This window comes from Anoxybacillus mongoliensis, assembly GCF_014201515.1.
Taxonomy (GTDB): domain Bacteria; phylum Bacillota; class Bacilli; order Bacillales; family Anoxybacillaceae; genus Anoxybacillus; species Anoxybacillus mongoliensis.
In genome coordinates, this window is sequence record NZ_JACHEQ010000009.1 from 1 (window position 1) to 24256 (window position 24256).

At 39.4% G+C, this 24256-nt stretch carries 30 protein-coding genes; 25 read left to right on the top strand and 5 right to left on the bottom strand.

From position 1 onward, the window contains the following. Window positions 1-118: 118 nt before the first annotated feature. The gene (locus HNR43_RS14285; RefSeq protein WP_281380391.1) at window positions 119-253 is read right to left on the bottom strand and encodes a hypothetical protein; all 135 of its coding nucleotides are present in this window, start codon (window positions 251-253) and stop codon (window positions 119-121) included. A 64-nt stretch (window positions 254-317) separates the two neighbouring features. On the opposite strand from HNR43_RS14285, the gene HNR43_RS09100 reads away from it, so the two are divergent. Further along, entirely contained in the window at window positions 318-992 is a 675-nt protein-coding gene (locus HNR43_RS09100; RefSeq protein WP_183243211.1) for a class I SAM-dependent methyltransferase, read from the top strand. A gap of 13 nt (window positions 993-1005) precedes the next feature. Here the strand turns inward: HNR43_RS09100 and HNR43_RS09105 are convergent, their stop codons facing one another. The 3 genes from HNR43_RS09105 to metA form a co-directional block, all read right to left on the bottom strand. Then, window positions 1006-1560, bottom strand: a complete 555-nt coding sequence (locus HNR43_RS09105) for a helix-turn-helix transcriptional regulator (RefSeq protein ID WP_183243213.1) — start codon at window positions 1558-1560, stop codon at window positions 1006-1008. A gap of 1 nt (window position 1561) precedes the next feature. Continuing rightward, on the bottom strand, window positions 1562-3067 hold the full coding sequence (locus HNR43_RS09110; protein ID WP_183243215.1) for an MDR family MFS transporter: 1506 nt from the start codon (window positions 3065-3067) through the stop codon (window positions 1562-1564). Between the two features lie 92 nt (window positions 3068-3159). Beyond that, window positions 3160-4068 carry a homoserine O-acetyltransferase MetA gene (metA, locus tag HNR43_RS09115; RefSeq protein ID WP_183243217.1) on the bottom strand — a complete coding sequence of 303 codons (909 nt, stop codon included), beginning with the start codon at window positions 4066-4068 and terminating at the stop codon, window positions 3160-3162. Between the two features lie 141 nt (window positions 4069-4209). On the opposite strand from metA, the gene HNR43_RS09120 reads away from it, so the two are divergent. From HNR43_RS09120 to HNR43_RS09135, 4 genes are all read left to right on the top strand, one after another. Next, window positions 4210-4644, top strand: a complete 435-nt coding sequence (locus tag HNR43_RS09120; protein WP_183243219.1) for a BrxA/BrxB family bacilliredoxin — start codon at window positions 4210-4212, stop codon at window positions 4642-4644. Window positions 4645-4684: 40 nt separating this feature from the next. Next, the gene (locus tag HNR43_RS09125; protein ID WP_183243221.1) at window positions 4685-5461 is read left to right on the top strand and encodes a class I SAM-dependent methyltransferase; all 777 of its coding nucleotides are present in this window, start codon (window positions 4685-4687) and stop codon (window positions 5459-5461) included. Between the two features lie 35 nt (window positions 5462-5496). After that, complete coding sequence (locus tag HNR43_RS09130; protein WP_183243223.1) at window positions 5497-5628, top strand: YuzL family protein; 132 nt, start codon at window positions 5497-5499, stop codon at window positions 5626-5628. A 196-nt stretch (window positions 5629-5824) separates the two neighbouring features. Continuing rightward, window positions 5825-7045 carry a dicarboxylate/amino acid:cation symporter gene (locus tag HNR43_RS09135; protein ID WP_183243225.1) on the top strand — a complete coding sequence of 407 codons (1221 nt, stop codon included), beginning with the start codon at window positions 5825-5827 and terminating at the stop codon, window positions 7043-7045. Between the two features lie 21 nt (window positions 7046-7066). On the opposite strand, the gene HNR43_RS09140 is transcribed toward HNR43_RS09135, so the two are convergent. Continuing rightward, window positions 7067-7432, bottom strand: a complete 366-nt coding sequence (locus HNR43_RS09140) for a GIY-YIG nuclease family protein (protein WP_183243227.1) — start codon at window positions 7430-7432, stop codon at window positions 7067-7069. Window positions 7433-7525: 93 nt separating this feature from the next. Between HNR43_RS09140 and HNR43_RS09145 the strand changes: the two genes are divergently transcribed. From HNR43_RS09145 to HNR43_RS09240, 20 genes are all read left to right on the top strand, one after another. Next, complete coding sequence (locus HNR43_RS09145; protein WP_012575061.1) at window positions 7526-7708, top strand: twin-arginine translocase TatA/TatE family subunit; 183 nt, start codon at window positions 7526-7528, stop codon at window positions 7706-7708. Between the two features lie 107 nt (window positions 7709-7815). Further along, a complete protein-coding gene (gene tatC / locus HNR43_RS09150; RefSeq protein WP_183243433.1) occupies window positions 7816-8535 on the top strand; it encodes a twin-arginine translocase subunit TatC in 720 nt (239 codons plus the stop codon). Between the two features lie 166 nt (window positions 8536-8701). Further along, window positions 8702-9772: a hydrogenase small subunit gene (locus HNR43_RS09155; RefSeq protein ID WP_183243229.1), complete on the top strand. Its 1071-nt coding sequence runs from the start codon at window positions 8702-8704 to the stop codon at window positions 9770-9772. A gap of 2 nt (window positions 9773-9774) precedes the next feature. Further along, the gene (locus HNR43_RS09160; protein WP_183243231.1) at window positions 9775-11496 is read left to right on the top strand and encodes a nickel-dependent hydrogenase large subunit; all 1722 of its coding nucleotides are present in this window, start codon (window positions 9775-9777) and stop codon (window positions 11494-11496) included. 11 nt (window positions 11497-11507) lie between these two features. Further along, on the top strand, window positions 11508-12284 hold the full coding sequence (gene cybH / locus HNR43_RS09165; RefSeq protein ID WP_183243233.1) for a Ni/Fe-hydrogenase, b-type cytochrome subunit: 777 nt from the start codon (window positions 11508-11510) through the stop codon (window positions 12282-12284). Continuing rightward, window positions 12274-12750, top strand: a complete 477-nt coding sequence (locus HNR43_RS09170; RefSeq protein WP_183243235.1) for a HyaD/HybD family hydrogenase maturation endopeptidase — start codon at window positions 12274-12276, stop codon at window positions 12748-12750. The genes cybH and HNR43_RS09170 overlap by 11 nt, the downstream gene beginning before the upstream one ends. Beyond that, entirely contained in the window at window positions 12747-13166 is a 420-nt protein-coding gene (locus HNR43_RS09175; RefSeq protein ID WP_183243237.1) for a Rieske (2Fe-2S) protein, read from the top strand. The genes HNR43_RS09170 and HNR43_RS09175 overlap by 4 nt, the downstream gene beginning before the upstream one ends. Continuing rightward, entirely contained in the window at window positions 13159-13509 is a 351-nt protein-coding gene (locus HNR43_RS09180) for a hydrogenase maturation nickel metallochaperone HypA/HybF (RefSeq protein ID WP_183243239.1), read from the top strand. The genes HNR43_RS09175 and HNR43_RS09180 overlap by 8 nt, the downstream gene beginning before the upstream one ends. A gap of 4 nt (window positions 13510-13513) precedes the next feature. Continuing rightward, window positions 13514-14185, top strand: a complete 672-nt coding sequence (gene hypB, locus HNR43_RS09185; protein ID WP_183243241.1) for a hydrogenase nickel incorporation protein HypB — start codon at window positions 13514-13516, stop codon at window positions 14183-14185. Further along, window positions 14158-16437, top strand: a complete 2280-nt coding sequence (gene hypF / locus HNR43_RS09190) for a carbamoyltransferase HypF (RefSeq protein ID WP_183243243.1) — start codon at window positions 14158-14160, stop codon at window positions 16435-16437. Before hypB ends, hypF begins: the two co-directional genes overlap by 28 nt. Next, the gene (locus HNR43_RS09195) at window positions 16428-16655 is read left to right on the top strand and encodes a HypC/HybG/HupF family hydrogenase formation chaperone (protein WP_183243245.1); all 228 of its coding nucleotides are present in this window, start codon (window positions 16428-16430) and stop codon (window positions 16653-16655) included. The genes hypF and HNR43_RS09195 overlap by 10 nt, the downstream gene beginning before the upstream one ends. Next, on the top strand, window positions 16636-17745 hold the full coding sequence (gene hypD, locus HNR43_RS09200; RefSeq protein ID WP_183243247.1) for a hydrogenase formation protein HypD: 1110 nt from the start codon (window positions 16636-16638) through the stop codon (window positions 17743-17745). Before HNR43_RS09195 ends, hypD begins: the two co-directional genes overlap by 20 nt. Before the next feature lie 3 nt (window positions 17746-17748). Continuing rightward, window positions 17749-18741: a hydrogenase expression/formation protein HypE gene (hypE, locus tag HNR43_RS09205; protein ID WP_183243249.1), complete on the top strand. Its 993-nt coding sequence runs from the start codon at window positions 17749-17751 to the stop codon at window positions 18739-18741. Between the two features lie 93 nt (window positions 18742-18834). Then, a complete protein-coding gene (gene thyA / locus HNR43_RS09210; protein ID WP_183243251.1) occupies window positions 18835-19629 on the top strand; it encodes a thymidylate synthase in 795 nt (264 codons plus the stop codon). Beyond that, a complete protein-coding gene (locus HNR43_RS09215) occupies window positions 19589-20131 on the top strand; it encodes a dihydrofolate reductase (RefSeq protein WP_425486534.1) in 543 nt (180 codons plus the stop codon). Before thyA ends, HNR43_RS09215 begins: the two co-directional genes overlap by 41 nt. Window positions 20132-20249: 118 nt before the next feature. After that, window positions 20250-21518, top strand: coding sequence for a threonine ammonia-lyase IlvA (gene ilvA / locus HNR43_RS09220; protein WP_183243255.1), 1269 nt, complete (start codon window positions 20250-20252; stop codon window positions 21516-21518). Window positions 21519-21615: 97 nt separating this feature from the next. Further along, window positions 21616-21867, top strand: a complete 252-nt coding sequence (locus tag HNR43_RS09225) for a YpmP family protein (protein ID WP_055441550.1) — start codon at window positions 21616-21618, stop codon at window positions 21865-21867. Window positions 21868-22009: 142 nt separating this feature from the next. Next, window positions 22010-22852 (top strand): DegV family protein, encoded by an 843-nt coding sequence (locus HNR43_RS09230; protein ID WP_183243257.1) that lies wholly within the window; start codon window positions 22010-22012, stop codon window positions 22850-22852. A gap of 13 nt (window positions 22853-22865) precedes the next feature. Further along, on the top strand, window positions 22866-23438 hold the full coding sequence (locus HNR43_RS09235) for an SCO family protein (protein ID WP_183243259.1): 573 nt from the start codon (window positions 22866-22868) through the stop codon (window positions 23436-23438). A gap of 65 nt (window positions 23439-23503) precedes the next feature. After that, a complete protein-coding gene (locus HNR43_RS09240) occupies window positions 23504-24253 on the top strand; it encodes an SGNH/GDSL hydrolase family protein (RefSeq protein ID WP_183243261.1) in 750 nt (249 codons plus the stop codon). Window positions 24254-24256 lie beyond the last annotated feature (3 nt).

A 24256-nucleotide genomic window follows, 5' to 3' on the forward strand; every position in this document is an offset into this window, starting at 1 on the left:
GATCTTCTTGATGACGTTGAAGCATCCGATTTCTCCCCTCCTATACCCTTATACCTATATATTAAAACAGCTTGTCGACTTTGTCGACAAGCTGAGTCGGGCGATCAGCCCGACTTTTTTAATGATCTGTTTTATCGTTTTGGTTTTTATTTTGTTCGCGCCCTTTACTGTTGTCTCCTACACCATCATGTAGTTGTCCGTGCTGTGTCGGTGCGTTTTGATTTTTACTTCCTTTATTCACTTTTTTTGTCATGTTTTTTACTCCTTTCTGCTACAATAGACTTAACATGTTTAGTTTTTCAAAAAGGGGTGGAGTTATGCACACATGGCATAAAGAGGCGGAAAAACAATGGGATGAACGAGCGGAGTGGTGGCATCAAAGTAGTGAAGAGATGTGGGAGAGAGGAAGTCGAAAGACGATTATACCGTTTGTGACAACATATATGCAGAGGGATGGATATGTTGTGGATATTGGGTGTGGCGATGGATACGGATCATATAAGTTATGTGAGCAAGGATATCGTGTCATTGGATTAGATTTATCCAGTGAAATGATTGAGTTGGCGAAAAAACAAAGACCTCACGAACATCTTCATTTTCAACAAGCCGATATTATGAATTTGCCTTTCCCAGATGAGACGTTTGTAGGTGCGATGATCATTAACTGTTTAGAATGGACAGAACAGCCGCTTGCAGCTCTTGAAGAAGTTCGTCGTGTGTTAAAAACGAACGCATATGTATGTGTCGGTATTCTTGGACCGACAGCTGCTCCACGAGTAAATAGTTATCGTCGTTTATATGGCGAGGCAGTTATTTGCAATACGATGATGCCTTGGGAGTTTGAACAGTTAGCAAAGGAAAATGGCTTCACGATTGTCGACCAAGAAGGTGTATATAAACGTGGAGTTGATGAAGCTTTCATACAACAACTATCAACAGAATTAAAACAGGCCGTTTCGTTTCTATGGTTGTTTATGTTGCAAAAAAAGTGAGGGAGGCTTATTGTCATAAGCTTCCCCCTTTTTCTTTTAGTTTTTTATTGTTAGCGATATTGATCAGTTGTTCGAGCCATTCTATTTCTGTTTCTAAATGCATGATGACTCCTTTTAACACGTACAATTTTGTCACGTATTCATTTGGTCGCTTTTGTTCAAAGATCAATTTTAACTTTTCAAGTTGTTGTTTTGTTTCGTGTAATCGTTGTTTTAATACCGCACTTACTTTTTCCTCATCAGCATATGCAGCAAAAGATAGTCCTGCATAAATAGAGCGGTGAATATGTTCATGTTTTTGCAATTGTTCTAACAATAATTGTTCGAAATGTTGTTTTCCTTTTTCAGTAATGCGGTAAATTGTTTTATCTGGACGATTCGAATCACGTACAACATCGACTACTTCTACATATCCTTGTTTTTCGAGTTGCTCGAAAGCGTAATAAAGAGAGCCGGCTGCCAGTTTAATGTAATGTTTCATATGACGTTCATTGACAATTTGCTGAATTTCATACGGATGTTTTTCTCCCTCCATCAACAAACCGAGAATGACGAGTTTCACGCTCATTTTATTTCCCTGCTTCTATACGTTTTTGTACTTCGAGTTTTTCATTCCCCATAAAGAAAATGAATAGAAAAGAAAGGGCAATCGGTATTAATGCGAGCGTAAATGCATACGTAATGGATGATGCTAGTGCATCGACAATTTTTTGTAAAATAGGCGTCGGAATTTGTGCGCGTGCTCCCGCTTCAAATAGTGCACGTGGATCGAACGCATGTGTTGATGGCATCGAACCGAAAGTTTCTTTTAAGTTGTTAGTTAATGCATTTGTTTGAATAGTGCCGAAAATGGTGATACCGAGTGTCATGCCAAGCGAGCGAAAAAACGAATTGGTTGAATTTGCTGTTCCACGAAAACGTGGCTCTAAATTGTGCATCGATGCAGTCGGTAACAAAGAAAATGAAAATCCTACTCCGAATCCAGCGACTGCCATATACACAGTTAACCATATGCGCGATGTGTCTGTTGTCATAAGACTAAGTAAGAGCATACCCGTAAAATAGGCGATTACAGAAATAAACATAATATTTCGATACGATGTTTTTGTTTGTGAAACACCAGCAAATGAACTGCCTGCGACAGACCCAAGCATCATTGGCATTAAGATGAGTCCGGCATTTTTCGCTGTACCGCCATAAACCGCTTGTACAAACACCGGGATAAAAACCGTTAAAATGACAAATGTAGCACCGTATAAAAAAGCAAGCAACTGTGCAATAGCAAATGTTCGTCGTTTAAATAGTGAAAATGAAATAATTGGCTCCTTTGCTTTTGTTTCTACATACAAAAATGCGAGTAAGAAAATCGCACTAATCATAAATAACGATATGATGGTGAATGAATCCCAATCATATTTTTTTCCACCTAATTCAAGAGCAAACATTAGGCTAACGACTGTGACGACGAGGGTGAGTGCACCAAGCCAATCGATTGATTGTTCTGTATGTGGCGTTGTTTCTTTGTAATAACGAACAATGAAAAAAATAGACAATAAACCGATTGGGACATTAACGTAAAATACCCAATGCCAGCTTAAGTAATCGGTAATATAAGCACCGAGCAACGGACCAAGCACGCTTGACATCCCAAAGACCGCGCCGAGCAATCCAGTCATTTTCCCTCGTTTTTCTGGCGGAAACACGTCAAATACGATTGTAAATGCAATGGGCATTAATGCCCCGCCACCAATTCCTTGAATCGCGCGGAAAATGCTAAGTTGTACAATGCTTTGTGCTAAACCACAGAGCGCAGAACCGATTAAAAAGACGATTAACCCGAATAAAAAGAAACGTTTTCGACCATACATATCGGATAACTTTCCGAAAATAGGCATACCAGCCATGACAGTAACCATGTAGGCGGATGTAACCCAAACAAATTGATCTACCCCGCCCAAATCAGCAACGATCGTCCCAATTGCAGTTGCAACAATCGTATTATCCATCGCTGCCATTAAAATGGCCAATAGCAGCCCGGCAATAATAAACGATAAATGTCGTTGTTCACTTTCCATTTTATTACTCCTTTCTGTATGAAGAATATACAAGTTATTATATTCAAATTTGAGTAATATAGCAATAAAAATCCTCGCTGTGCGGCGAGGAATTATTCCCATACGTATGGCGTTTCTTGATAAACGTAGTAATTGAGCCAATTGACGAACAACAAGTTAGCGTGCGATCGCCATATGTTACGTGGTTGCTCATTTGGATCGTCATGTGGAAAATAATATTTTGGAATTTGAATGTCTAAGCCTTTGGCTACATCACGTTCGTATTCTTCCTTTAATGTCGTGGCATCATACTCTGGATGCCCTGTTAAAAATACCTGCTTTCCATCGTTTGAAATGACAAGGCAGACGCCTGCTTCTTCGGACGAAGATAAAATCGTCAGCTCTGAAACAGCTTCGATATGCTCACGTTTTACATCTGTATGGCGCGAGTGTGGAATTTTGTGAATATCATCAAATCCACGGATGAGTTTAACGTGCTTTTGTTCTAACATATGCTCAAATACACCGAAACATTTTTGTGGCAAGTCGTATTTTGGAATCCCATAATGATAGTACATCCCTGCTTGTGCACCCCAACAAATATGTAACGTGGATGTGACATTTTTCTTTGTCCATTCCATAATTTCAGTTAACTCATCCCAGTAATCAACTTGTTCAAACGGTAAATGTTCAACGGGTGCCCCGGTAATAATCATGCCGTCGTATTTTCGATGTTGAACGTGTTGGAATGTCGTGTAAAATTGATCAAGATGATATTTTGATGTTGTTTTTGCCTCATGTGTTTCTGGTCGTAAGAAGGTTACATTCACTTGTAGCGGTGAATTCCCAAGTAAACGCAACAACTGTGTTTCTGCTTTTTCTTTTTGTGGCATTAAGTTTAAAATGATAATGTTTAATGGTCGAATATCTTGAGAATAGGCGCGATCTTCATCCATGACGAAAATATTTTCTTGTTCTAGTATTTCTTTTGCTGGGAGATCACGTGGAATATTAATTGGCAATGTTCTCAACCTCCTACATCATGTAAATACATTCATTATAAAAATTTTTAGAAAATTGTTCAATGTTTTTTATTTTATTGATTTTTCTATTTACATTGTTGTATTCTTGTAAAAGCAATAATGATTTGGAGGGATGTACGTATGTTTATGTCATATGAAGAATATATGCGTCAAGTAGTACAACCAATGCGCGATGAATTAGTCAACGGTGGATTTAAAGAATTGCGTACGAGTGAAGAAGTGGAACAGTTTATGGAACAAGTAGAGGGAACGACTTTTGTTGTCGTTAATTCTGTTTGTGGTTGTGCAGCAGGGCTTGCACGTCCAGCAGCTATTCAGGCGGTACAAATGAGCGAAAAAAAACCGGATCATCTCATTACTGTTTTTGCGGGACAAGATCGGGAAGCGACAGCAAAAATGCGTGAATATTTTGTCGGTATTGAACCTTCTTCTCCATCGATGGCGTTATTGAAAGGAAAAGAAGTTGTTCATTTTATTCCACGCCACGATATCGAAGCGAATTCGCTTGAAAATATTATGCAAAATATTATGCAAGCTTTTGAAAAACATTGCTAAGGGTGTCCTACAGACATCCTTTTTCTTTTGGGGTGAACGTATGATTGTGACAACTGCTGGTAGAACGAATGAACAAATGATTGAGAAAGCGAAACAAATTGCGTTAGACTTACAAACTTCATATATTCCGCGTCGAAAACGTTCCATTACAGCTATTCAACAACATACGGCTCAAGCTGTTCTTGTCGTTGGGAAAGAAAGATTAGAAGTTCATTTCCCACAAGGACACGAACCGTTATTTTTTCATCCTAATTCTGCTTCTTTTCGTGCAAAGCGTATTTTAAAAGGAGAGAGCGATCCGTTTTTACAAGCGACGAAGTTACAAAAAGGGATGACGTTTTTAGATTGTACGCTTGGGTTGGCAGCAGATAGCATTATCGCTAGCTTAGTTGTCGGTGAGGATGGGAAAGTAGTGGGAATTGAGGGAAATGCGTATATTGCTTACTTAACAAAACAAGGTTTACGCCATTGGGATAGCGATGTGGTTGAACTTAATGAAGCGATGCGACGCATTCATGTGCACCATGCCGATTTTCGCTCATTTTTAGCGCAATGTGATGATCAGTCATATGACGTCGTTTATTTTGATCCAATGTTTGAAGTGACCATTGAGGAAGCAGATGGGATAAGAGGATTAAAACAAGTAGCATTATATACGGAGCTAACCGCAGAAGTGATCGAACAAGCAAGGCGAGTGGCACGTCAACGAATCGTATTAAAAGACCATTGGCAAAGTTCGAGATTTCAACAATTCGGTTTTTCGGTTTATCGAAGAAAAACAGCAAAATTTCATTTTGGGACGATTGAACTTTCGTAAATGGCACAAAATAAAAAAACAGGGAGGTGAATAAAGTGGGTAAACGAAAAAAAGATGCTTCGAAAACGGGGTTGAGTTCACCGGAAATAAAAGGACAAGGAACAACTGAAAAGGAACCAAGTGGCATTGAAGTAGATTCAAGTCGTAAAAAAACAAAGCGGATGTAAACTACCACGTGATAGTGGTAGTTTTTTTTGTAAAAAAAGAAATTCAACTACTTTTCTAACAATTATATTCATTTTTTCTTTACAATTTCAAAAAAAACATTTACAATTGAAACGGTCCTCTCCTTTAACTCTCTTTTCCGTACAAAGTTGAATACGTTTTACAGCAAAAGATGCAGAACTTGATGGAGGTGTGGATATGTCGATGACAAAGAAAATTTTACTCGGAATGTTTGCAGGAATTATCGTAGGTCTTATTTTCAACTTAGCCCTTCCAACAGAATGGTTTGACCTCGCAAAAACGTACGTGCTCAATCCGCTTGGTACAATATTTATTAACTTGATCAAATTGCTTGTTGTTCCGATTGTACTTGTATCGCTCATTTTAGGGACAGCTGGAGTCGGTGATCCGAAAAAACTTGGTCGTATTGGTATGAAAACAATCGCATTCTTCTTAATTACTACTTCTCTCGCTCTTGTCATTGCTCTGACCTTAGGATCTGTGATTCGTCCAGGAGAAGGTAATTTTAATTTAGAAGGGGCAACGTTTGAAAAGAAGGAAGCTCCACCAGTTGTAGATACATTACTAAATATTATTCCAACAAACCCATTTCAAGCAATGGTAGAAGGAAATATGCTTCAAGTTATTGTGTTTGCAGTGCTTGTGGGGATGGCCATTGCTCGTTTGGGTGATCGAGTAAAACAAGTACGGGGAATCATAGAGCAAGTCAATGATATTCTTATGTACTTAGTAGAATGGGTAATGAAGTTTGCTCCATACGGTGCGTTTGCATTAATTGCGATCGCCATTGGAGGACAAGGATTCGACGCAATCGCAGCGATGGGGAAATATATGTTTGCTGTATTGTTAGCATTATTTATTCATTTCTTTGTTGTATATGGTACAGCTGTATGGACACTTGGAAAAATGAACCCTATCACGTTTATTAAAGGGTTTTCTCCAGCGATGGCTGTTGCATTTAGTACATCGAGCAGTAATGCTACATTGCCAGTATCTATGGAAACAGCACAAAAAAATTTAAACGTTCCAAAAAGCATTAGCGGTTTTGTGCAACCACTTGGAGCAACAATTAATATGGATGGAACAGCCATTATGCAAGGTGTTGCAACGATGTTTATCGCGCAAGTGTATGGTGTCGATTTGACATTTAATGATCTTTTGACAGTCATTTTAACGGCAACACTCGCGAGTATTGGTACAGCAGGTGTTCCGGGTGTTGGTTTAATTATGCTTTCTATGGTATTAACGTCCGTTGGTCTACCTGTTGAAGGTATCGCTCTTATTCTAGGAGTTGACCGTTTGCTTGATATGACGAGAACAGTCGTGAATATTACAGGCGATGCTGCATGCGCGGTGATTGTTGCGAAATCAGAAGAAAAATATGAAAAGGCGAGCTAAACGAGGGAACATATCCCTCGTTTATTCTTTATAATAAATAAGATGGGAAAAACAGCGACAGTCAGATGAACCAAATTTTTTTACGATCCATTGTCCACGGTATTGGTGAAAAAGTTGCTCTGCACGTTCACATTCGCTAAGTTCAGAGGAATATGTTTGGATGTGTGTAATTTCACTGTATGGACGAATGTAATCGATATGCCAATGCTTGCGTTTTTCTACTTGGAGATGACGTTGAATACGTGATTGTATGTTTCTTTTTGCGCTCCCTACATAAATATAATTTCCGCTTGGAAATACAAACGTGCCTAATTTTCCTACTTGTACAGTTGTATGGCTATGTAATGTAAAGAAAATAGCGTACACTGTATGTTGATTGTCGGACATTTCCCACACCCCTCAAAAATTTATCATTGAAAAATGAAGATATTAGCAATACAATAAAAAAGAAGCGTATGTATGAAAAAAGGAGATGACGTTATGCTTTCAAATATTGGGGTACCTGGCTTAATTTTAATTCTTGTCATCGCTCTTGTCATTTTTGGGCCGAAAAAATTACCTGAAATCGGACGAGCTTTTGGTGAAACATTACGTGAGTTTAAAAAATCAACAAAAGGACTGCGCGATGAAGTGTTAGAAGAGCTTGATGAAAATAAAAAATAAAGAAATAAGTCAATGATAAGGCGGCAACGATGTGTTGCCGTTTTTAACGTGGAAGAAGGCTGGTGTTTACGCTCGTGGAAGAAAAGAAACGATATGAAGATCAAGAGATGACGTTAGTTGAACATTTAGAAGAATTACGCAAACGCATTTTTATTGTTGTTGGAGCACTAATTTTATTTTTTATTGTAGGATTCATTTTTGTCCAAGATTTATATCGTTGGCTTATTGCTGACTTAGATGTCAAGCTAACGATTTTAGGTCCGACCGATATTTTATGGGTATATGTGATGTTAGCTGGCGTGTTTGCCATTACAATGACGATTCCTATATTTGTTTGGCAAGTATGGATGTTTGTTAAACCTGCTCTTACTCCGAGAGAGCGAAAAGTAACATTATCGTATATTCCAGCGACGTTTTTGTTATTTGTACTCGGTTTATGTTTTGGCTACTTTGTTGTATTGCCGATGGTATTCCATTTTTTAATGAGTCTCGGAGAAGATTTGTTTGCAACAATGTTTACGACAGAAAAGTATTTTCGATTTATTTTAAACATGACGATTCCGTTTGCTATATTGTTTGAATTACCGATCATCGTTATGTTTTTGACAAGTATTGGTTTAATTAATCCATACGCGCTACAAAAAGTGAGAAAGTATGCGTATTTTATATTAGTCATTATCGCGGTAACCATTACGCCACCGGATTTTATTTCTGACTTTTTAGTAACCATTCCATTGCTGTTGTTATATGAAGTAAGTATATCGATCTCAAAATTTGTGTATAAACGAAAAGAAAAACAGTCGAAACAAGAAGCGTCTTCAGAATAAGGCGCTTTTTCTTTTTCTATTTTTCTACTTATTATAATAAAAACTATTTTCATGTTGTTAATATATTTAAGAACATTTTGTGACAATTATCCCTTAAAAATAACATAAAGGGAAATAATGATATATAATCAATTGTAAACGTTATCAAGTAAAGGGGAGGAGTTATGTGAAAAGAAAAACTATTTTAGAAGAAGTGCTTGATCGCGGCTTTACGAGACGCGATTTTTTAAAAATGTGTACAGCGCTTGCGGCAACTATGGGGCTAGACTTTTCGCAAACAGATCAAGTGGTTGCGGCGATGGAAAAAAATCAACGAGTTCCTGTGATTTGGCTACAGTTCCAAGACTGTACGGGTTGCTCTGAATCATTTATTCGTTCTACGCATCCAAAAGTAGAAAGTGTGCTTTTGAACATGATTTCTCTCGAATATTCAGAAGCACTTTCCGCCGCTTCGGGTCATCAAATTGAAGCCGCCCTTGAACATGTTTTGGAACATTATCCTGGAGAATACATACTTGCGGTGGAAGGAAGTTTGCCGACAGATGATGCATTTTTAACGGTTGGTGGTGTATCGGCAAAAGAAACGTTCCTTCGCGCTGCTAAAGGAGCAAAAGCGATTATCGCATATGGAAGCTGTTCATCGTGGGGGGGAATTCCTGCCGCATATCCGAACCCAACAAAAGCAAAACCGATTACGCATTTCGTGAAAGATAAACCAGTTATATTAGTCCCAGGATGTCCACCAATTGCAGAAGTCATGACAGGTGTAATTGCACATATCATCACGTTTGGAAAACTGCCAGAGCTTGACCATCTTGGCAGACCAAAAGCATTTTATCGTCATCGTATTCACGATAAATGTAATCGTCGGGCATATTTTGATGCCGGGCTATTTGCTGAATCGTTTGATGATGAGGGGGCACGACAAGGATATTGCTTGTATAAGGTAGGGTGTAAAGGACCAACAACCTATAACTCTTGTGCAGAAATGCGCTGGAACGGAGGAGTTAGCTACCCAATTCAATCTGGGAACCCATGTATTGGTTGCTCTGAAAAAGGTTTTTGGGATAACGGTCCTTTCTTTGTTCGTCGTGCTAAAATTCCTGCATCTCAAACGACGATTAATCCAGAAACGGTTGGAGCGATTGCAGTTGGTGTGACCGCTGCAGGTGTTGCTGCCCATGCTATGGTCACGGCAATGAAGAAAAAAGATGAACATCATGATCGAGGTGAATAAAGATGGCAGAACGTATTGTTGTCGATCCAGTAACGCGAATCGAAGGACATTTACGTATAGAAGTAGACGTTGATGAAAGTGGTGTCATTCAAGAGGCATTTAGTTCCGGAACAGCAGTCCGTGGCATTGAGCTAATTGTGCGTGATCGCGATCCACGAGATGTTTGGGCATACGTGCAGCGTATTTGTGGCGTTTGTACAACAACTCATGCCTTAGCCTCTATCCGTTCCGTTGAAGATGCGCTCGATATTAAAATTCCAAAAAACGCACATCTCATTCGCGACATTATGAACGCAGCGGTCTTTTTACATGACCATGTCGTTCACTTTTATCATTTGCATGCATTTGACTGGGTTGATGTACTAAGCGCCTTGAAAGCAGATCCAAACGAAACGAGCCGTATCGCTCAGTCGCTTTCGAGTTGGCCGAAATCGTCTCCAGGTTATTTTAAAGACATCCAAGCGAAAGTGCAAAAAGTTGTTGATAGTGGTCAGCTTGGTATTTTTGCCAACGGATATTGGGGGCATAAGGCATATAAATTACCACCTGAAGTAAATTTACTTGCTGTTGCTCACTATTTAGAAGCGCTTGATTGGCAAAAAGAAATTGTGAAAATTCATACGATTTTCGGAGGGAAAAACCCACACCCTCACTATGTTGTTGGCGGAATGGCTACGCCAATTGATATTAATAGCGATAACGCCGTTCATGCAGAGCGTTTGATGCATGTCTCGCAAATTATCGACCAAGCTGTAGAATTTGTAAATAACGTTTACATCCCGGACCTATTGGCGATTGGCTCATTTTATAAGGATTGGACGTATGGTGGGGGGTTAAATAACTATTTATGTTATGGTGATTTTTCAACAGGTGATATTCGTGATGTGCATTTATATCGTTTTCCACGTGGTGCCATTTTAAATGGAAATTTAAATGAAGTACTTGATGTTGATCCAAAAGATCCAGAACAAGTAAAAGAGTTTATCGATCACTCATGGTATACGTATGATGGAAAAGAAGGGGGCGTTGGTAAGCATCCATGGGAGGGTGAAACATCGCTTCGTTATACAGGACCAAAGCCACCGTTTAAAACATTAAATACAGATGAAAAATATAGTTGGTTAAAATCCCCAAGATGGAAAGAACATCCAATGGAGACAGGGCCACTTGCACGTATGCTTGTTGGTTATGCATTAAAGAAAGATGAGTTTGTTGGATTAATAGACGACACGTTAAAAAAATTAAATTGGCCACTTGAAGCGATGCGTTCAGCACTCGGGCGTACGGTAGCACGTGGACTTGAGTCTATCCTCGTTGCGAAATGGATGCGTGACGATATGGATGCGTTACTTGCAAATATTCGCAATGGGAACCAAATTACATTTGATCGAACAAAATGGGAGCCAAGTACGTGGCCAAAACAAGCAAAAGGAGTCGGATGGATGGAAGCGCCACGCGGGGCGCTAGGTCATTGGATTGAAATTGAAAATGGGAAAACGAAAAACTATCAAGCGGTCGTTCCAACAACATGGAACGCTTCACCGCGTGACCATAAAGGGCAAATTGGTGCATATGAAGCATCTTTAAAAGGAACACCGTTACTTGACAAAGAAAAGCCATTGGAAATTTTGCGCATTGTTCATTCGTTTGATCCATGTTTAGCATGTGCGGTTCATTTAACAGATCTTGAATCAAAACAGATGACTCATATTCGTATTGGGTAGGAGGGGAGTGTATGTCAGTCCCAACAAATCCAAAAATCGAGCGAAAACAGACGCAAGTCATTTGGAAGCGATCCCGAAAAGCAAAACAAATTGAACTAAACGATCATATGGTGAAAGTGTACGTATGGGAATTACCTGTTCGTATTTTTCATTGGATTAATGCTTTTTCTATTCTAGTGTTAATGATTACGGGCGTGTTCATTGGTCGCCCGTTTGTGTCCGCATCTATTCAAGAAGAGGCATATTATTCCTTTTTGATGGGATGGGCGCGTTATATTCATTTTTTTGTTGCTTTTCTTTTTACCATCAACTTAGCTGTGCGTTGGTATTGGGTATACAAAGGAAATGAACACGCGACATCGAATCCGTTTCGCCTTTCTTTTTGGAAAGAAGCATTTGAAACAATCAAATATTACTTATTTATGAAAAACAATAAAAAACATTACATTGGACATAATCCACTTGCTCAATTAAGTTATTGGATTTTTATTGGTCTTGGTTCGATCATTATGATGCTTACGGGTTATTATTTGTTATTTGAGCCACAACCGGAGTCGATTTATGGAAAAATGTTTATATGGGTGGCGCATTTATTCGGTGGCGATAGCTATTCTGTTCGTTCTTGGCATCATCTCGTCGCGTGGGGATTTATAATTTTTACTGTCGTACACGTATATATGGCGTTTCGCGAAGACTATTTACAACGAAATGGAACGATGTCTTCGATTTTTACTGGTTATAAAATAGAACGAAAAAAAGAAGTATTAGGTGAACCGAATGAGAAATAAAAAAATAACCATTCTTGGAATTGGAAATTTACTTTATTCCGATGAAGGAGTAGGCATTCATGTTTTGCCTTTATTAGAAGAAAAATTGGCGAAATACGATAATGTGGAAGTAATTGAAGGATCAACCGATGGAATGCGCCTACTTGAAACGATCGAAGAAACGGATTATTTAGCGATAGTCGATGCTGTCAATGCAGGAAAAGAAGCGGGAACAATAATTACATTAGTAGACGATGAAATTCCAGCTTATTTTGGAATTAAAATGTCTATTCATCAACTTGGTTTTCAGGAAGTATTGTCAGCGGCGAAATTACGTCAAACATGCCCAAAGCAAATGGTTTTATTCGGAATACAACCAGCTTCTTTATCTTTAGGATTAGAACTATCACCGATTGTCCAAGCGCAACTTCCTTGTGTCGTCGAGCAAGTCGTTCATCAAGTAGAGAAGTGGTGTCATACGTCATGAATCGCCTGCAATTTTTAAAGATGATGCGTAATAGTTTCATTGAAACGATGAAAGAAGTTTCCGCCCCATTATTAGAGGAAGAGGTGGAAAAAGTGAAGAATTTATTTTCCGATCATCGCACGTGGCATACGATTGGCCCGTGCGATGATGTATGTGATGTCGAACTCAAAACGATTGGTCGCATCCCGATAGTTGTTTATAAACATGATGGGACATTACATGTAAGAAAAGCCATTTGTTCACATTGTCACGTGATGCCTCATTACATTCAGCAAGATCATCGTTTTATTTGTTTATACTGTGATCGTGAATGGCACGTATTGTCACAACATGGCACATTGCATATGCCACTTCTTCCAACGAAAAAAGAAGAGAATATATGGTATGTGCAAATAGAAAGGGATTCGTATGCATGAGATGGCGTTGATGGGAGAAATCGTTCAGCTAATTGAGCAAGATGCTCGAATGAAAAATATTAAATATGTAAAAAAAGTAGAGTTGGTTGTTGGTACGTTAAGCAATGCGCTTCCAGATGCCTTACAGTTTGCTTTTGATGTGTATAAAATCCAAGAAGATAATTGCTTAACGACGGATGCGGAATTAATCATTCATGTGGAAAAAGCAAAAGCCATTTGTACCATTTGCGGACAACAGTATGAACCAGTTGCAAAAATTGCTCAGTGTCCAACATGTTTGCTTCCAACTGGAAGAATGGTAGCTGGAGAAACATTTCGTATTTTGGCATATGAAGGGGGTTAATAATATGAAAATTGCATTAGAAGTTGATGTATTAACAAACAATAATCGGGCAGCTGCGTTTAACCGTCAATTGTTTGAGGAAACGAATACGCTTGTTATTAATATAATGAGCTCACCCGGGGCAGGAAAGACGACCATTTTGGAAAAAACGATCGAAGCATTAGCAAATGAATTTCGCATTGGTGTCATCGAAGGAGATTTAGCAACGGAAAAAGACGCAGAGCGCATTCGTGCCCTTGGTGCGCAAGCGGTGCAAATTAATACACATGGAGGATGTCATTTAGATGCCCGCATGATTGCGGCTGTGTTACCGCAATTTGATTTTCAACATCTAGATATTTTGTTTATTGAAAACGTGGGAAATCTTGTTTGTCCATCCGGTTATGATTTAGGACAACAACATAAAGTAGCCGTATTAAGCGTACCAGAAGGAAATGATAAAATTCCGAAATACCCGACGATGTTTATGCGAACAGAGCTTGTTTTGTTGAATAAAATAGATTTACTACCATATCTTGATTTTGATGTCGAGCAAGCGAAAAAAGATTTATCGTATATTCATCCACAGTCTAAGTTACTACCTTTATCTGCTAAAACCGGTGAAGGTATGGATGAATGGTTACATTGGATTCGAGAAGGAGTTGCCCGATGCAAAAAGCAGTCAATATCACAGTAAAAGGACGAGTGCAAGGAGTTGGCTTCCGTCCTTTTATTTTCGCGCTTGCCCAACGATATCAAGTAAAAGGAACTGTACAAAACAATATGGACGGGGTTTTTATTCATGTTGAGGGTGATGAAGATGCAGTCGATCAGTTTATTCACACCTTACCTATCCAGGCACCGCGATTATCTCGCATTGATGAGATGGTTGTCACTTTAGCACAATGGCGTGCGTTTGAAGATTTTTCTATTATTCCGAGCGAACGAAAAGGAAGTTCTTCGCTTGTCATCCCGATTGATACAGCTGTTTGTGATGATTGTTTAAGAGAAATGAATGATCCGAATGATCATCGCTATCGTTATCCGTTTATCAATTGTACGCAATGTGGCCCTCGGTATACGATTATTGAACAATTACCGTACGATCGTCCGTTTACATCGATGCGTTCGTTTCAAATGTGTGAGCGATGTGAACAAGAGTACAAAGATCCGATGAACCGTCGTCATCACGCTCAACCTATTGCTTGTCCGACATGCGGTCCATCTGTTGCATTATTGAAGCCAGATGGTCAAATCATGCAAGGAGATGCCATTGAACAAGCGAAGCAATATATTCGTGCTGGGGCGATTGTTGCGGTGAAAGGATTAGGTGGGTATCACTTAGCTTGTGATGCGACTAACGAACAGGCTGTTCAACAGTTACGCATACGAAAACGACGACCGAATCGACCGTTAGCTGTTATGGCTGCTTCGCCTGACATAGTAGAACAACTATGTGATGTAACGAAAGAAGAAAAACAATTATTAACTTCACCCGAAGCTCCGATTGTTGTGATAAAACAGAAAAAAAACACAATGATTGCTCCATCGGTCGCTCCTGGGTTACAAACGGTTGGAGTGATGTTACCGTACACTCCGCTTCATCATTTATTGCTTGATGAACAATTACCTGTTGTTGTGATGACAAGTGCGAATCGCTCGGGAGTACCGATTATATATGAAGATGAACAAGTTTTGCGTGATTTACAAGGCATTGCTGATTATTTTCTTATACATAACCGTCCGATTGTCCATCCAATTGATGATTCAGTTGTGCAAGTGGAAAATGGTACGATTCATTTTATTCGGCGAGCGCGTGGTTTCGTACCAGATCCGTTGTGGACGAAACACAATGTACATGAAATTGTAGCACTTGGTGGACAACAAAAAAACGTATTCGCGTTTGGAAGACATCATCAAATCTTTTTAGGTCCTCATATCGGTGACTTAGAGCATGTAGAAGTGGTTGAACATTTTCAACGGGAATACGAACATTTACGAACATGGATGGGAGTGACACCGAAAGTAGTTGCTGTTGATTTACATCCAAATTATGAAACGTGGAATATCGCAAAACAGTGGAATGTTGACGTTGTAGCTGTCCAACACCATCACGCGCACATGGTTTCATGCATGGAGGAAAATCATATCCACTCCCCTTGTTTTGGTCTTATTTTAGATGGAACAGGATATGGGGAGGACGGACATATATGGGGCTTTGAGTTACTATATGGAGATGCTACACAGTATAAAAGACTCGGACATTTAACATATACTCCCCTTCCAGGTGGAGAACGTTGCATAAAAGAGCCTTGGCGTACAACAGTCGGCATGCTTGGTTATTATTTCGGTGAAGAAGGGTATGTGTTGGCGGAGAAACGATTTATAGAACAAGCAAACGACGTGCGTGTATTAAGACAAATGGTTAAAAAAGGTTTACATTCCCCTTTAGCAGGCACATGCGGGAGACTATTTGATGCGGTTAGCGCTTTTTTACACGTTTGTACACATAGTACATATGATGGGGAAGCAGCGATTCGACTTTCTGAATTAATCGATGACACAAAAATATACGAAACTTATCCGTTTCATGTAAAAAAAATAAATGAATGGGAGATTGATTTGGCGGAGATGTGGCGAGCCATAATTAAAGATGTTGAAGCCCATGAGCAAACGAATACCATTGCTGGTCGCTTCCATGAAACGGTCGTTCAAGCATCTGTTGAAATGATTCGCTTAGCTTTACAACAATATCCGACATACGAACGCAACATTGTGTTATCTGGCGGGAGCATGCATAACCGCTATATCACAAAACGTCTTCGACAAGAGCTGAACAAACTCGGGTTATGTGTTTATACGCATCAAAAAGTACCTTGCAATGATGGGGGGCTAGCACTCGGACAGTTAATGATTGCAGCACATAGGAGGGAACGTGCATGTGTGTAGGAGTACCAGCAAAAGTGTTACATATTGACGGTTTTTCTGCATTGGTGGATGTGATGGGATCACAAATGAACGTCGGGATTATTTTTGTTCCCGAAGTGAAAATTGGTGATTATGTCATTGTACATGCGGGGCAGGCCATGTCCATTGTTGATGAACAATATGCAAAAGAAAGTTTAGAAGAATGGAGGAAGCTAGTCGATGCTAGACGTGATGGATAACCCAACTCACTTCGCGCTCAGTCGAACGTTGCTACAAGAAGTACGGATGTTAGCGAGTCAGTTCCAACAAACGTTTGGACGAGTGCCTTCGTTTATGGAAGTATGTGGTTCACATACAATGGCACTTGCTCGTACGGGGATAAAAAAAGCGCTTGAAGGATATGTTCGCCTTATTTCTGGTCCGGGCTGTCCTGTTTGTGTCACCGATCAAGTAACGATTGACGCCATGATTTCTTTGACGGATGGTGTGGATCGAATCATTTGTACATTCGGTGATATGATGCGGGTTCCTGGATCTTACGGAACGTTGATGCAAGCAAAAACGGAAGGAAAAGATGTGCGAGTCGTCTATTCTCCTGTTGATGCAGTTCGTATCGCTGAACAATATCCGGATCAAGAAGTTATTTTTTTAGGCATAGGGTTTGAAACAACCATCCCGATTTTAGCTGCGGCAGTAAAAGAAGCTGAAGAAAAACAAGTACACAATTTTTCGATGTGGATGTCGACAAAGCTCGTTGAACCGATTTTGCGACAATTGCTTCACGATAGAGAAGTGTTATTAGACGGCTTTTTACTTCCGGGACATGTATCTATGGTGATGGGAAGAAAACATTTTGAGTTTTTAGCAACCGAATACGATATGCCTGCAGTAATTAGTGGATTTGAAGCGTTACATATGTTAAGTGCGATTCGTCATTTATTAATGTTGGCACTCAAACAGCACGCTATTGTATTAAACGATTACAAAAGTGTCGTCACTGAACAAGGAAACAAACAAGCGAAATATTGGATGAACCATTATTTCACATTATGCGATGAGGCATGGCGCGGCATTGGTGTTATTTCTCAAAGCGGAATGGATTTTAAAAAGGAGTATGATCAATTTAACGCTAAAATGAAGTTTTCTGTTTCAACGCGTGAACCACGTCGAACAAAGTGTCGTTGCGGCGAAGTCATTCGAGGGCTCATTGATCCACCGCAATGTGCATTGTTCGGAAAAGCGTGTACACCGCTGAACCCGATTGGTCCATGTATGGTGTCTTCAGAAGGTAGCTGCGCGGCGTATTATCAATATATGAGGGAGGAATAATGAATGGAGCGAATTACGCTCGCTCACGGAGATGGAGGAGAATTAGCCCACAAACTAATTACAGATGTGTTTGTTTCTATGTTTCGCAACGATCATTATGCCCAATTCGACTCTGCTACATTGACGTTAGGGGCACATGAGCTCGCTGTGACAACAGACAGTTTTGTCGTTAAACCGCTTTTCTTCCCCGGGGGAAATATAGGGAAATTAGCGGTAGCAGGAACAATAAATGACTTAGCGGTTGTCGGGGCGGTTCCGAAAGTTTTGACGTGTGGCTTTATTATTGAAGAGGGTTTTCCTATTCAAGATTTAAAAACGATCGTTCAATCAATGGCAGAAGAAGCGAAAGAAGCGAATGTGACGATTGTGGCGGGAGATACAAAAGTTGTTGAACGAGGCAGTGCAGACGGATTATATATTAATACAACAGGGATCGGTGTCGTTTCACGTCCGCTTGATCGCAAAATTTGTGAAGGAGACTCGGTCATTGTGAGCGGTTCAGTTGGTGATCACGGGGTAGCTATATTAGTTGCTCGTGGGGAATTAGGGCTTGTATCAACAGTTGAGAGCGATTGTACAACATTGTATCCCCTTATCTCCAAAGCGCTGAAAGCAAGCGAGCACATTCGACTGATGCGCGATCCAACTCGTGGTGGATTAGCAACAACCCTTGTAGAAATTTGTGAAGATTTTGGTGTAACGATTGAGTTGGAAGAAGATCGTATCCCTATAAAAAAAGAAGTAGAAGGTGCATGTGAATTACTCGGTTTCGACCCGCTCTACTTGGCCAACGAAGGAAAAGTAGTTATGATCGTACCAAAAGAAGATGAACAGGCCATTCTTGATGTACTTCGTTCCCAACCAGAAGGAAAAGACGCGGCTGTAATCGGAACAGTTCGAGCAACAAACAAAGGGCAGTTGTTATTGCGAACACCGCTTGGTACAACACGACGGTTATATCGATTGACGGGGCTTATGTTACCTCGTATTTGTTAAACCGTAGGGCAAATCCTACGGTTTTTTTGTCTTTCCTACTTTTCTGCTTTATGTCATAATAAATGACAGTAAATAAAAAAGGGTGAGGGCATCATGAAGCAATATTTACAATTACTTGAAGATATTTTACAAAACGGTGTGTATAAAGATGATCGTACAGGAACGGGGACGCTTTCTGTATTTGGACGTCAGTTACGTTTTGATTTACGAGAAGGCTTTCCTTTGCTTACAACAAAAAAGTTACATATTCGTTCCATCATTCATGAATTACTTTGGTTTTTAACCGGAGATACGAATATTCGCTATTTAAAAGAAAATGGTGTAACGATTTGGGACGAATGGGCAGATGAGAACGGAGATTTAGGACCTGTGTATGGAGCACAATGGCGTTCGTGGAGAGGAGCAGACGGACGAACAATTGATCAAATAAGTGAAGTGATTGAACAAATAAAAACAAATCCGAACTCCCGCCGTCTTTTAGTGAGCGCGTGGAACGTTGCAGAATTAGATCATATGAAATTGCCACCTTGTCATTATGCTTTTCAGTTTTACGTGGAGAATGGGACATTATCGTGCATGTGGCAGCAGCGATCTGTCGATACGTTTTTAGGTCTCCCTTTCAATATCGCAAGCTACGCGTTACTTACACATATGGTTGCTCAACAATGCGATCTACAACCGAAAGAACTTATTTTTACTGGCGGTGACGTTCATTTATATATGAATCATATCGAACAAGCGAAGTTGCAATTAACGCGGGAGCCGCGCCCACTTCCGAAATTAGTCATTAAACGCAAACCAGCTTCTATTTTTGAGTATCGCTTTGAAGATTTTGAAATTGTTGATTATGATCCGCATCCGCACATTAAAGCGGACGTGTCAGTATAAGGAAGTGAGTCGATTGATTTCTATTATTGTGGCTATGGATCGAAATCGAGTTATTGGTTATAACAATACGTTACCTTGGCACTTACCAGCAGATTTGACTTATTTTAAACGTGTAACTATGGGACATCCGATTGTTATGGGACGAAAAACGTTTGCATCGATTGGTCGTCCACTCCCAGGGAGAATCAATATCATACTGACAAGAGACAAAACGTTTTCAACGAATTCGAATGTTCAAGTCATTCATTCGATAGATAACATTCGAAAAATCGAACAACAATATGGTCATGTATTCATTATTGGAGGGGCACAAGTATTTGAACAAGCCATACCGCTAGCGGATCGACTGTATGTCACACATATCGACGCAACGTTTACAGGCGATACATTTTTTCCGCCAATCGATGAAAAACAATGGGCGCTTCGTACCGCTCAACCTGGTGTGCAAGATGAAAAAAATCGTTACCCGCATACATTTTGCATATATGAACGAGCTCGCTAGTCGGCGAGCTTCATCTTTTTGATTAATTTTTAGAAAATTTACTTTTCTTTATCCGAAAATATGATATATTTTAGAATAACATAATTTTAACAATTACAAATGGAAAGGAAACGAGAAGATGGAACAACAAGTAAAACGAAAACATGGCGTATATGTAGAAGATATTTTAATTGCTTATCAAACGTTAAAAGATGTTGTGTATCATACCCCCTTGCAAAAAAATGAATTGCTTTCAGAACGTTATGATTGCCACGTATACTTTAAAAGGGAAGATTTACAAGTCGTTCGATCGTTTAAAATTCGCGGTGCATATTATCGAATGAAAAGTTTATGCGAAGAAGAAAAGAAAAACGGAATTGTTTGCGCAAGTGCAGGCAATCATGCGCAAGGTGTCGCTTATTCGTGTCGAGCACTCGGTGTGCATGGTAAAATTTATATGCCATCTACTACTCCACGACAAAAAGTATCACAAGTACAATTTTTTGGTCGGGAATTTGTTGATATCATTTTAGTTGGCGATACATTTGATGATTCTTATGAACAAGCGCTTGTTTGTGCCAAAAAAGAGCAACGAACATTTATCCATCCATTCGATGATGAAGCTGTCATTGCTGGACAAGGAACGGTCGGAGTTGAAATTTTAAATGACTGTGAGGAATCGATAGACTATGTGTTCGCAAGCATTGGTGGAGGAGGGCTTATTTCTGGTGTTGGTACGTATATAAAAAGCATTTCACCAACGACGAAATTGATTGGTATCGAACCTGAAGGGGCTCCTTCTATGAAAAAATCGTTTGAAGCAAAGGAAGTCATTACTTTAAATGAAATTGACCCATTTGTAGACGGTGCAGCGGTAAAGCGTGTGGGTGAAAAAACATTTGCACTAGCAAAAGACATCGTGGACGATATTGTGGTCGTTCCTGAAGGGAAAGTGTGTACAACGATTTTGCAGCTTTACAATGAAAATGCTATTGTAGTGGAGCCTGCTGGAGCGTTGCCTGTTGCTGCGCTTGATTTGTATAAAGAGCATATTCGTGGCAAGACCGTTGTTTGTATTATTAGCGGAGGGAACAATGACATTGGACGCATGCAAGAAATTAAAGAGCGATCGATGATTTATGAAGGTCTTCAACATTATTTTATCGTGAATTTTCCACAACGTGCAGGAGCTTTACGTGAATTTCTTGATGAAGTGCTAGGACCGACAGATGACATTACATTGTTTGAATATACGAAAAAAAATAATAAAGATAGTGGTCCGGCACTCGTTGGTATCGAATTGAAATGTCGCGAAGATTATGGTCCACTTGTTGAACGAATGAAGAAAAAAGGTTTTCCATTTATGGAAGTGAATAAAGATAGTAGTTTATTCCATTTACTCATTTGACAAAAATTTTTTATAAATCGATGACGAAATGTGACATACTTCAACACAAAAATCGTGTATAATATAAATAAATCGGTCAAAAAAGAGGATTGATATTTTGTTATTCAAAAGCCTAGAGTTTAAAAACGTAGATGGGCAAAAAGTGAAAATTATCGAAATTCCGGTATTGGAGGACGATAACCTTTATCAATTTATTGTCAAAGTGCGGTTGCAAACGTTTATTGCACAAGTGTATGCTAATAAAAATCCAAAGAAGGTGTATTCATTTAAAGATTATTTAAAACGTGTGTTGAAGTGGCCGGTATATGAACAAATATTTAAATCTGAAATTTTAAAAAACAATGCATAAATGACGAAGGAGCTGTTTTGCTAATGTGCAAATCAGCTCTTTTTTTACAAAAAATTTTATGAAAACGACGACATACAGGACGATTTTATTATATAATTTCACCGTACGAAAATTTTAGAATGAAATACAGGAAGTGAAAAAAATGAGCAAAGTGAAAATTGTAACAGATTCTACAGTTGATTTGCCAAAAGAAACAATTGAAGCGTGGGACATTCGTGTTGTTCCGTTGTCTATCTCGATTGATGGGCAAACATATTTAGATGGTATTGACTTAACCCCACAACAATTTATTGAAAAAATGAAACAAGCGAACGAACTTCCAAAAAGCTCCCAGCCATCTGCAGGGCAGTTTTTGCAAGTATATGATGAACTTGGAGAAGCGGGGTACGACGTCATTTCGATTCATATGACAGGGGGAATGAGCGGAACGGTCCGCTCTGCAGAAAGTGCTGCCGCTATGACAAAAGCAAATGTCACGGTCGTCGATTCACGTTTTATTTCTCTTGCACTCAGCTTTCAAGTATTAGAAGCAGCAAAAATGGCAGCAGAGGGAAAAACAGTAGAAGAAATTGTTTCACGTCTCGATACGATCCGAGCGAATACACATTTATTTGTCGTTGTTGATACACTTGAAAATCTCGTCAAAGGTGGACGCATTGGGAGAGGAAAAGCGATGATTGGTTCGCTACTGAACATTAAACCGATCGCTTCATTAGAAGATGGGGTATATACGCCTGTAACGAAAGTTCGCAGTCAATCCCAAATTGTAAAATATTTAACAAATCAATTTGTTGAACATACGAAAGGAAAAACGATTCGAGCAGTAGGCATTGCTCATGCGGACGCCCTTGATTTAAGCGAACGATTAAAACAGTCGATTGCGGAAGCAACAGGATGGACACAGACGGACATCGTGTATACAACTCCAATCATTTCAACACATACAGGTTCAGGTGCAATAGGGTTTATGTACTATACGGAATAGGGGGACATAAAAAGTGAAACGTATACGTTTATGGCTGTTCGTTGCGCTCTTATTCTTGCTTGTTGCTTGCCAACAATCGATTCCCGATGCAAAAAATTGGCCAATTGAAGATTTTACATTTACTGATCAACATGGCCAAAAGTTTGGGCTAGCTGATTTAAAAGGAAAAGTGTGGGTAGCTGATTTTATTTTCACACGATGCGCTGATGTGTGCCCACCAATGACAGCAAATATGGCGAAATTACAAAAAATGGCCAAGGAAAAAGGATTAGATGTTCATTTTGTTTCATTTAGTGTAGATCCTGAAAACGATACACCAGATGCGTTAAAAGCGTATGTTGAAAAGTTTCAAGGAGATTTAGAAAATTGGCACTTGCTTACAGGTTACACTCAACAAGACATTGAACGTTTTGCTCAGAAAAACTTTAAAGCAGTTGTAAAAAAGCCACAAGAAGGGGATCAAGTCATTCACGGTACAGATTTTTATTTGGTTGATCAAAATGGGACGATCGTGAAGTATTATAGTGGCCTAAACGATGTGCCTTACGAAGAAATTTTAAAACATATCGACATGTTACAAGAATAACATGTATAGACAAAAATGATGACCGTGTCATTTTTGTCTTTTCTTTTATAGAGAGGAGATTCCATATGAACAAACTACTTCTTTTATTTCTTTGTGTATGTTTAATCGGGTGTTCCTCTACCCCCACAACTACTGTCCCAACGACCATGAAAAAAAATGAACAGGAGCAAATAAAGCCACGTGATTTACATGTTGTAGCGTTAGGCGATTCGTTAACGGAAGGGATAGGGGATGGTGAAGGTGGCTATGTCACATTAGTCAAGCAATATTTAGAACAACGTGAAGATGTAAGTGAAGTGTTTGTTCGAAATTTTGGTAAGAGAGGGTTACGTAGTGAACAACTAACAGATATTATTATGAAAAATGAATCGGTCATTCGAAAAGCAGATCTTATTTTGATCACAATCGGTGGAAACGATGTCATGAAAGTTGTTCGTTCGCATTTTTTATCTTTAACATATGAGTTGTTTGTTAAAGAACAACAGGCGTTTGCTTCTCGACTTGATGAGCAATTGCAACTGCTTCGCTATATCAATCCAGATGCTTATATTGTACTCGTCGGGTTATACAACCCGTTTTCCGCAGCTTTTCCAAATATACCAGAAATGGATGAGATTATACAGATGTGGAACGAGGGGAGTGAAGAAGTGCTCTCCCGTTATGATGATGCGCTCTTTGTACCTATTGTCGATTTGTTTGAAGAGCGTGACGATATATTGTATGACGATCAATTTCATCCGAACACCCGTGGCTATGAACTAATTGCAAAACGTATATATGAATACTTACAACAACATGAATGGATAGGAGAATAAATA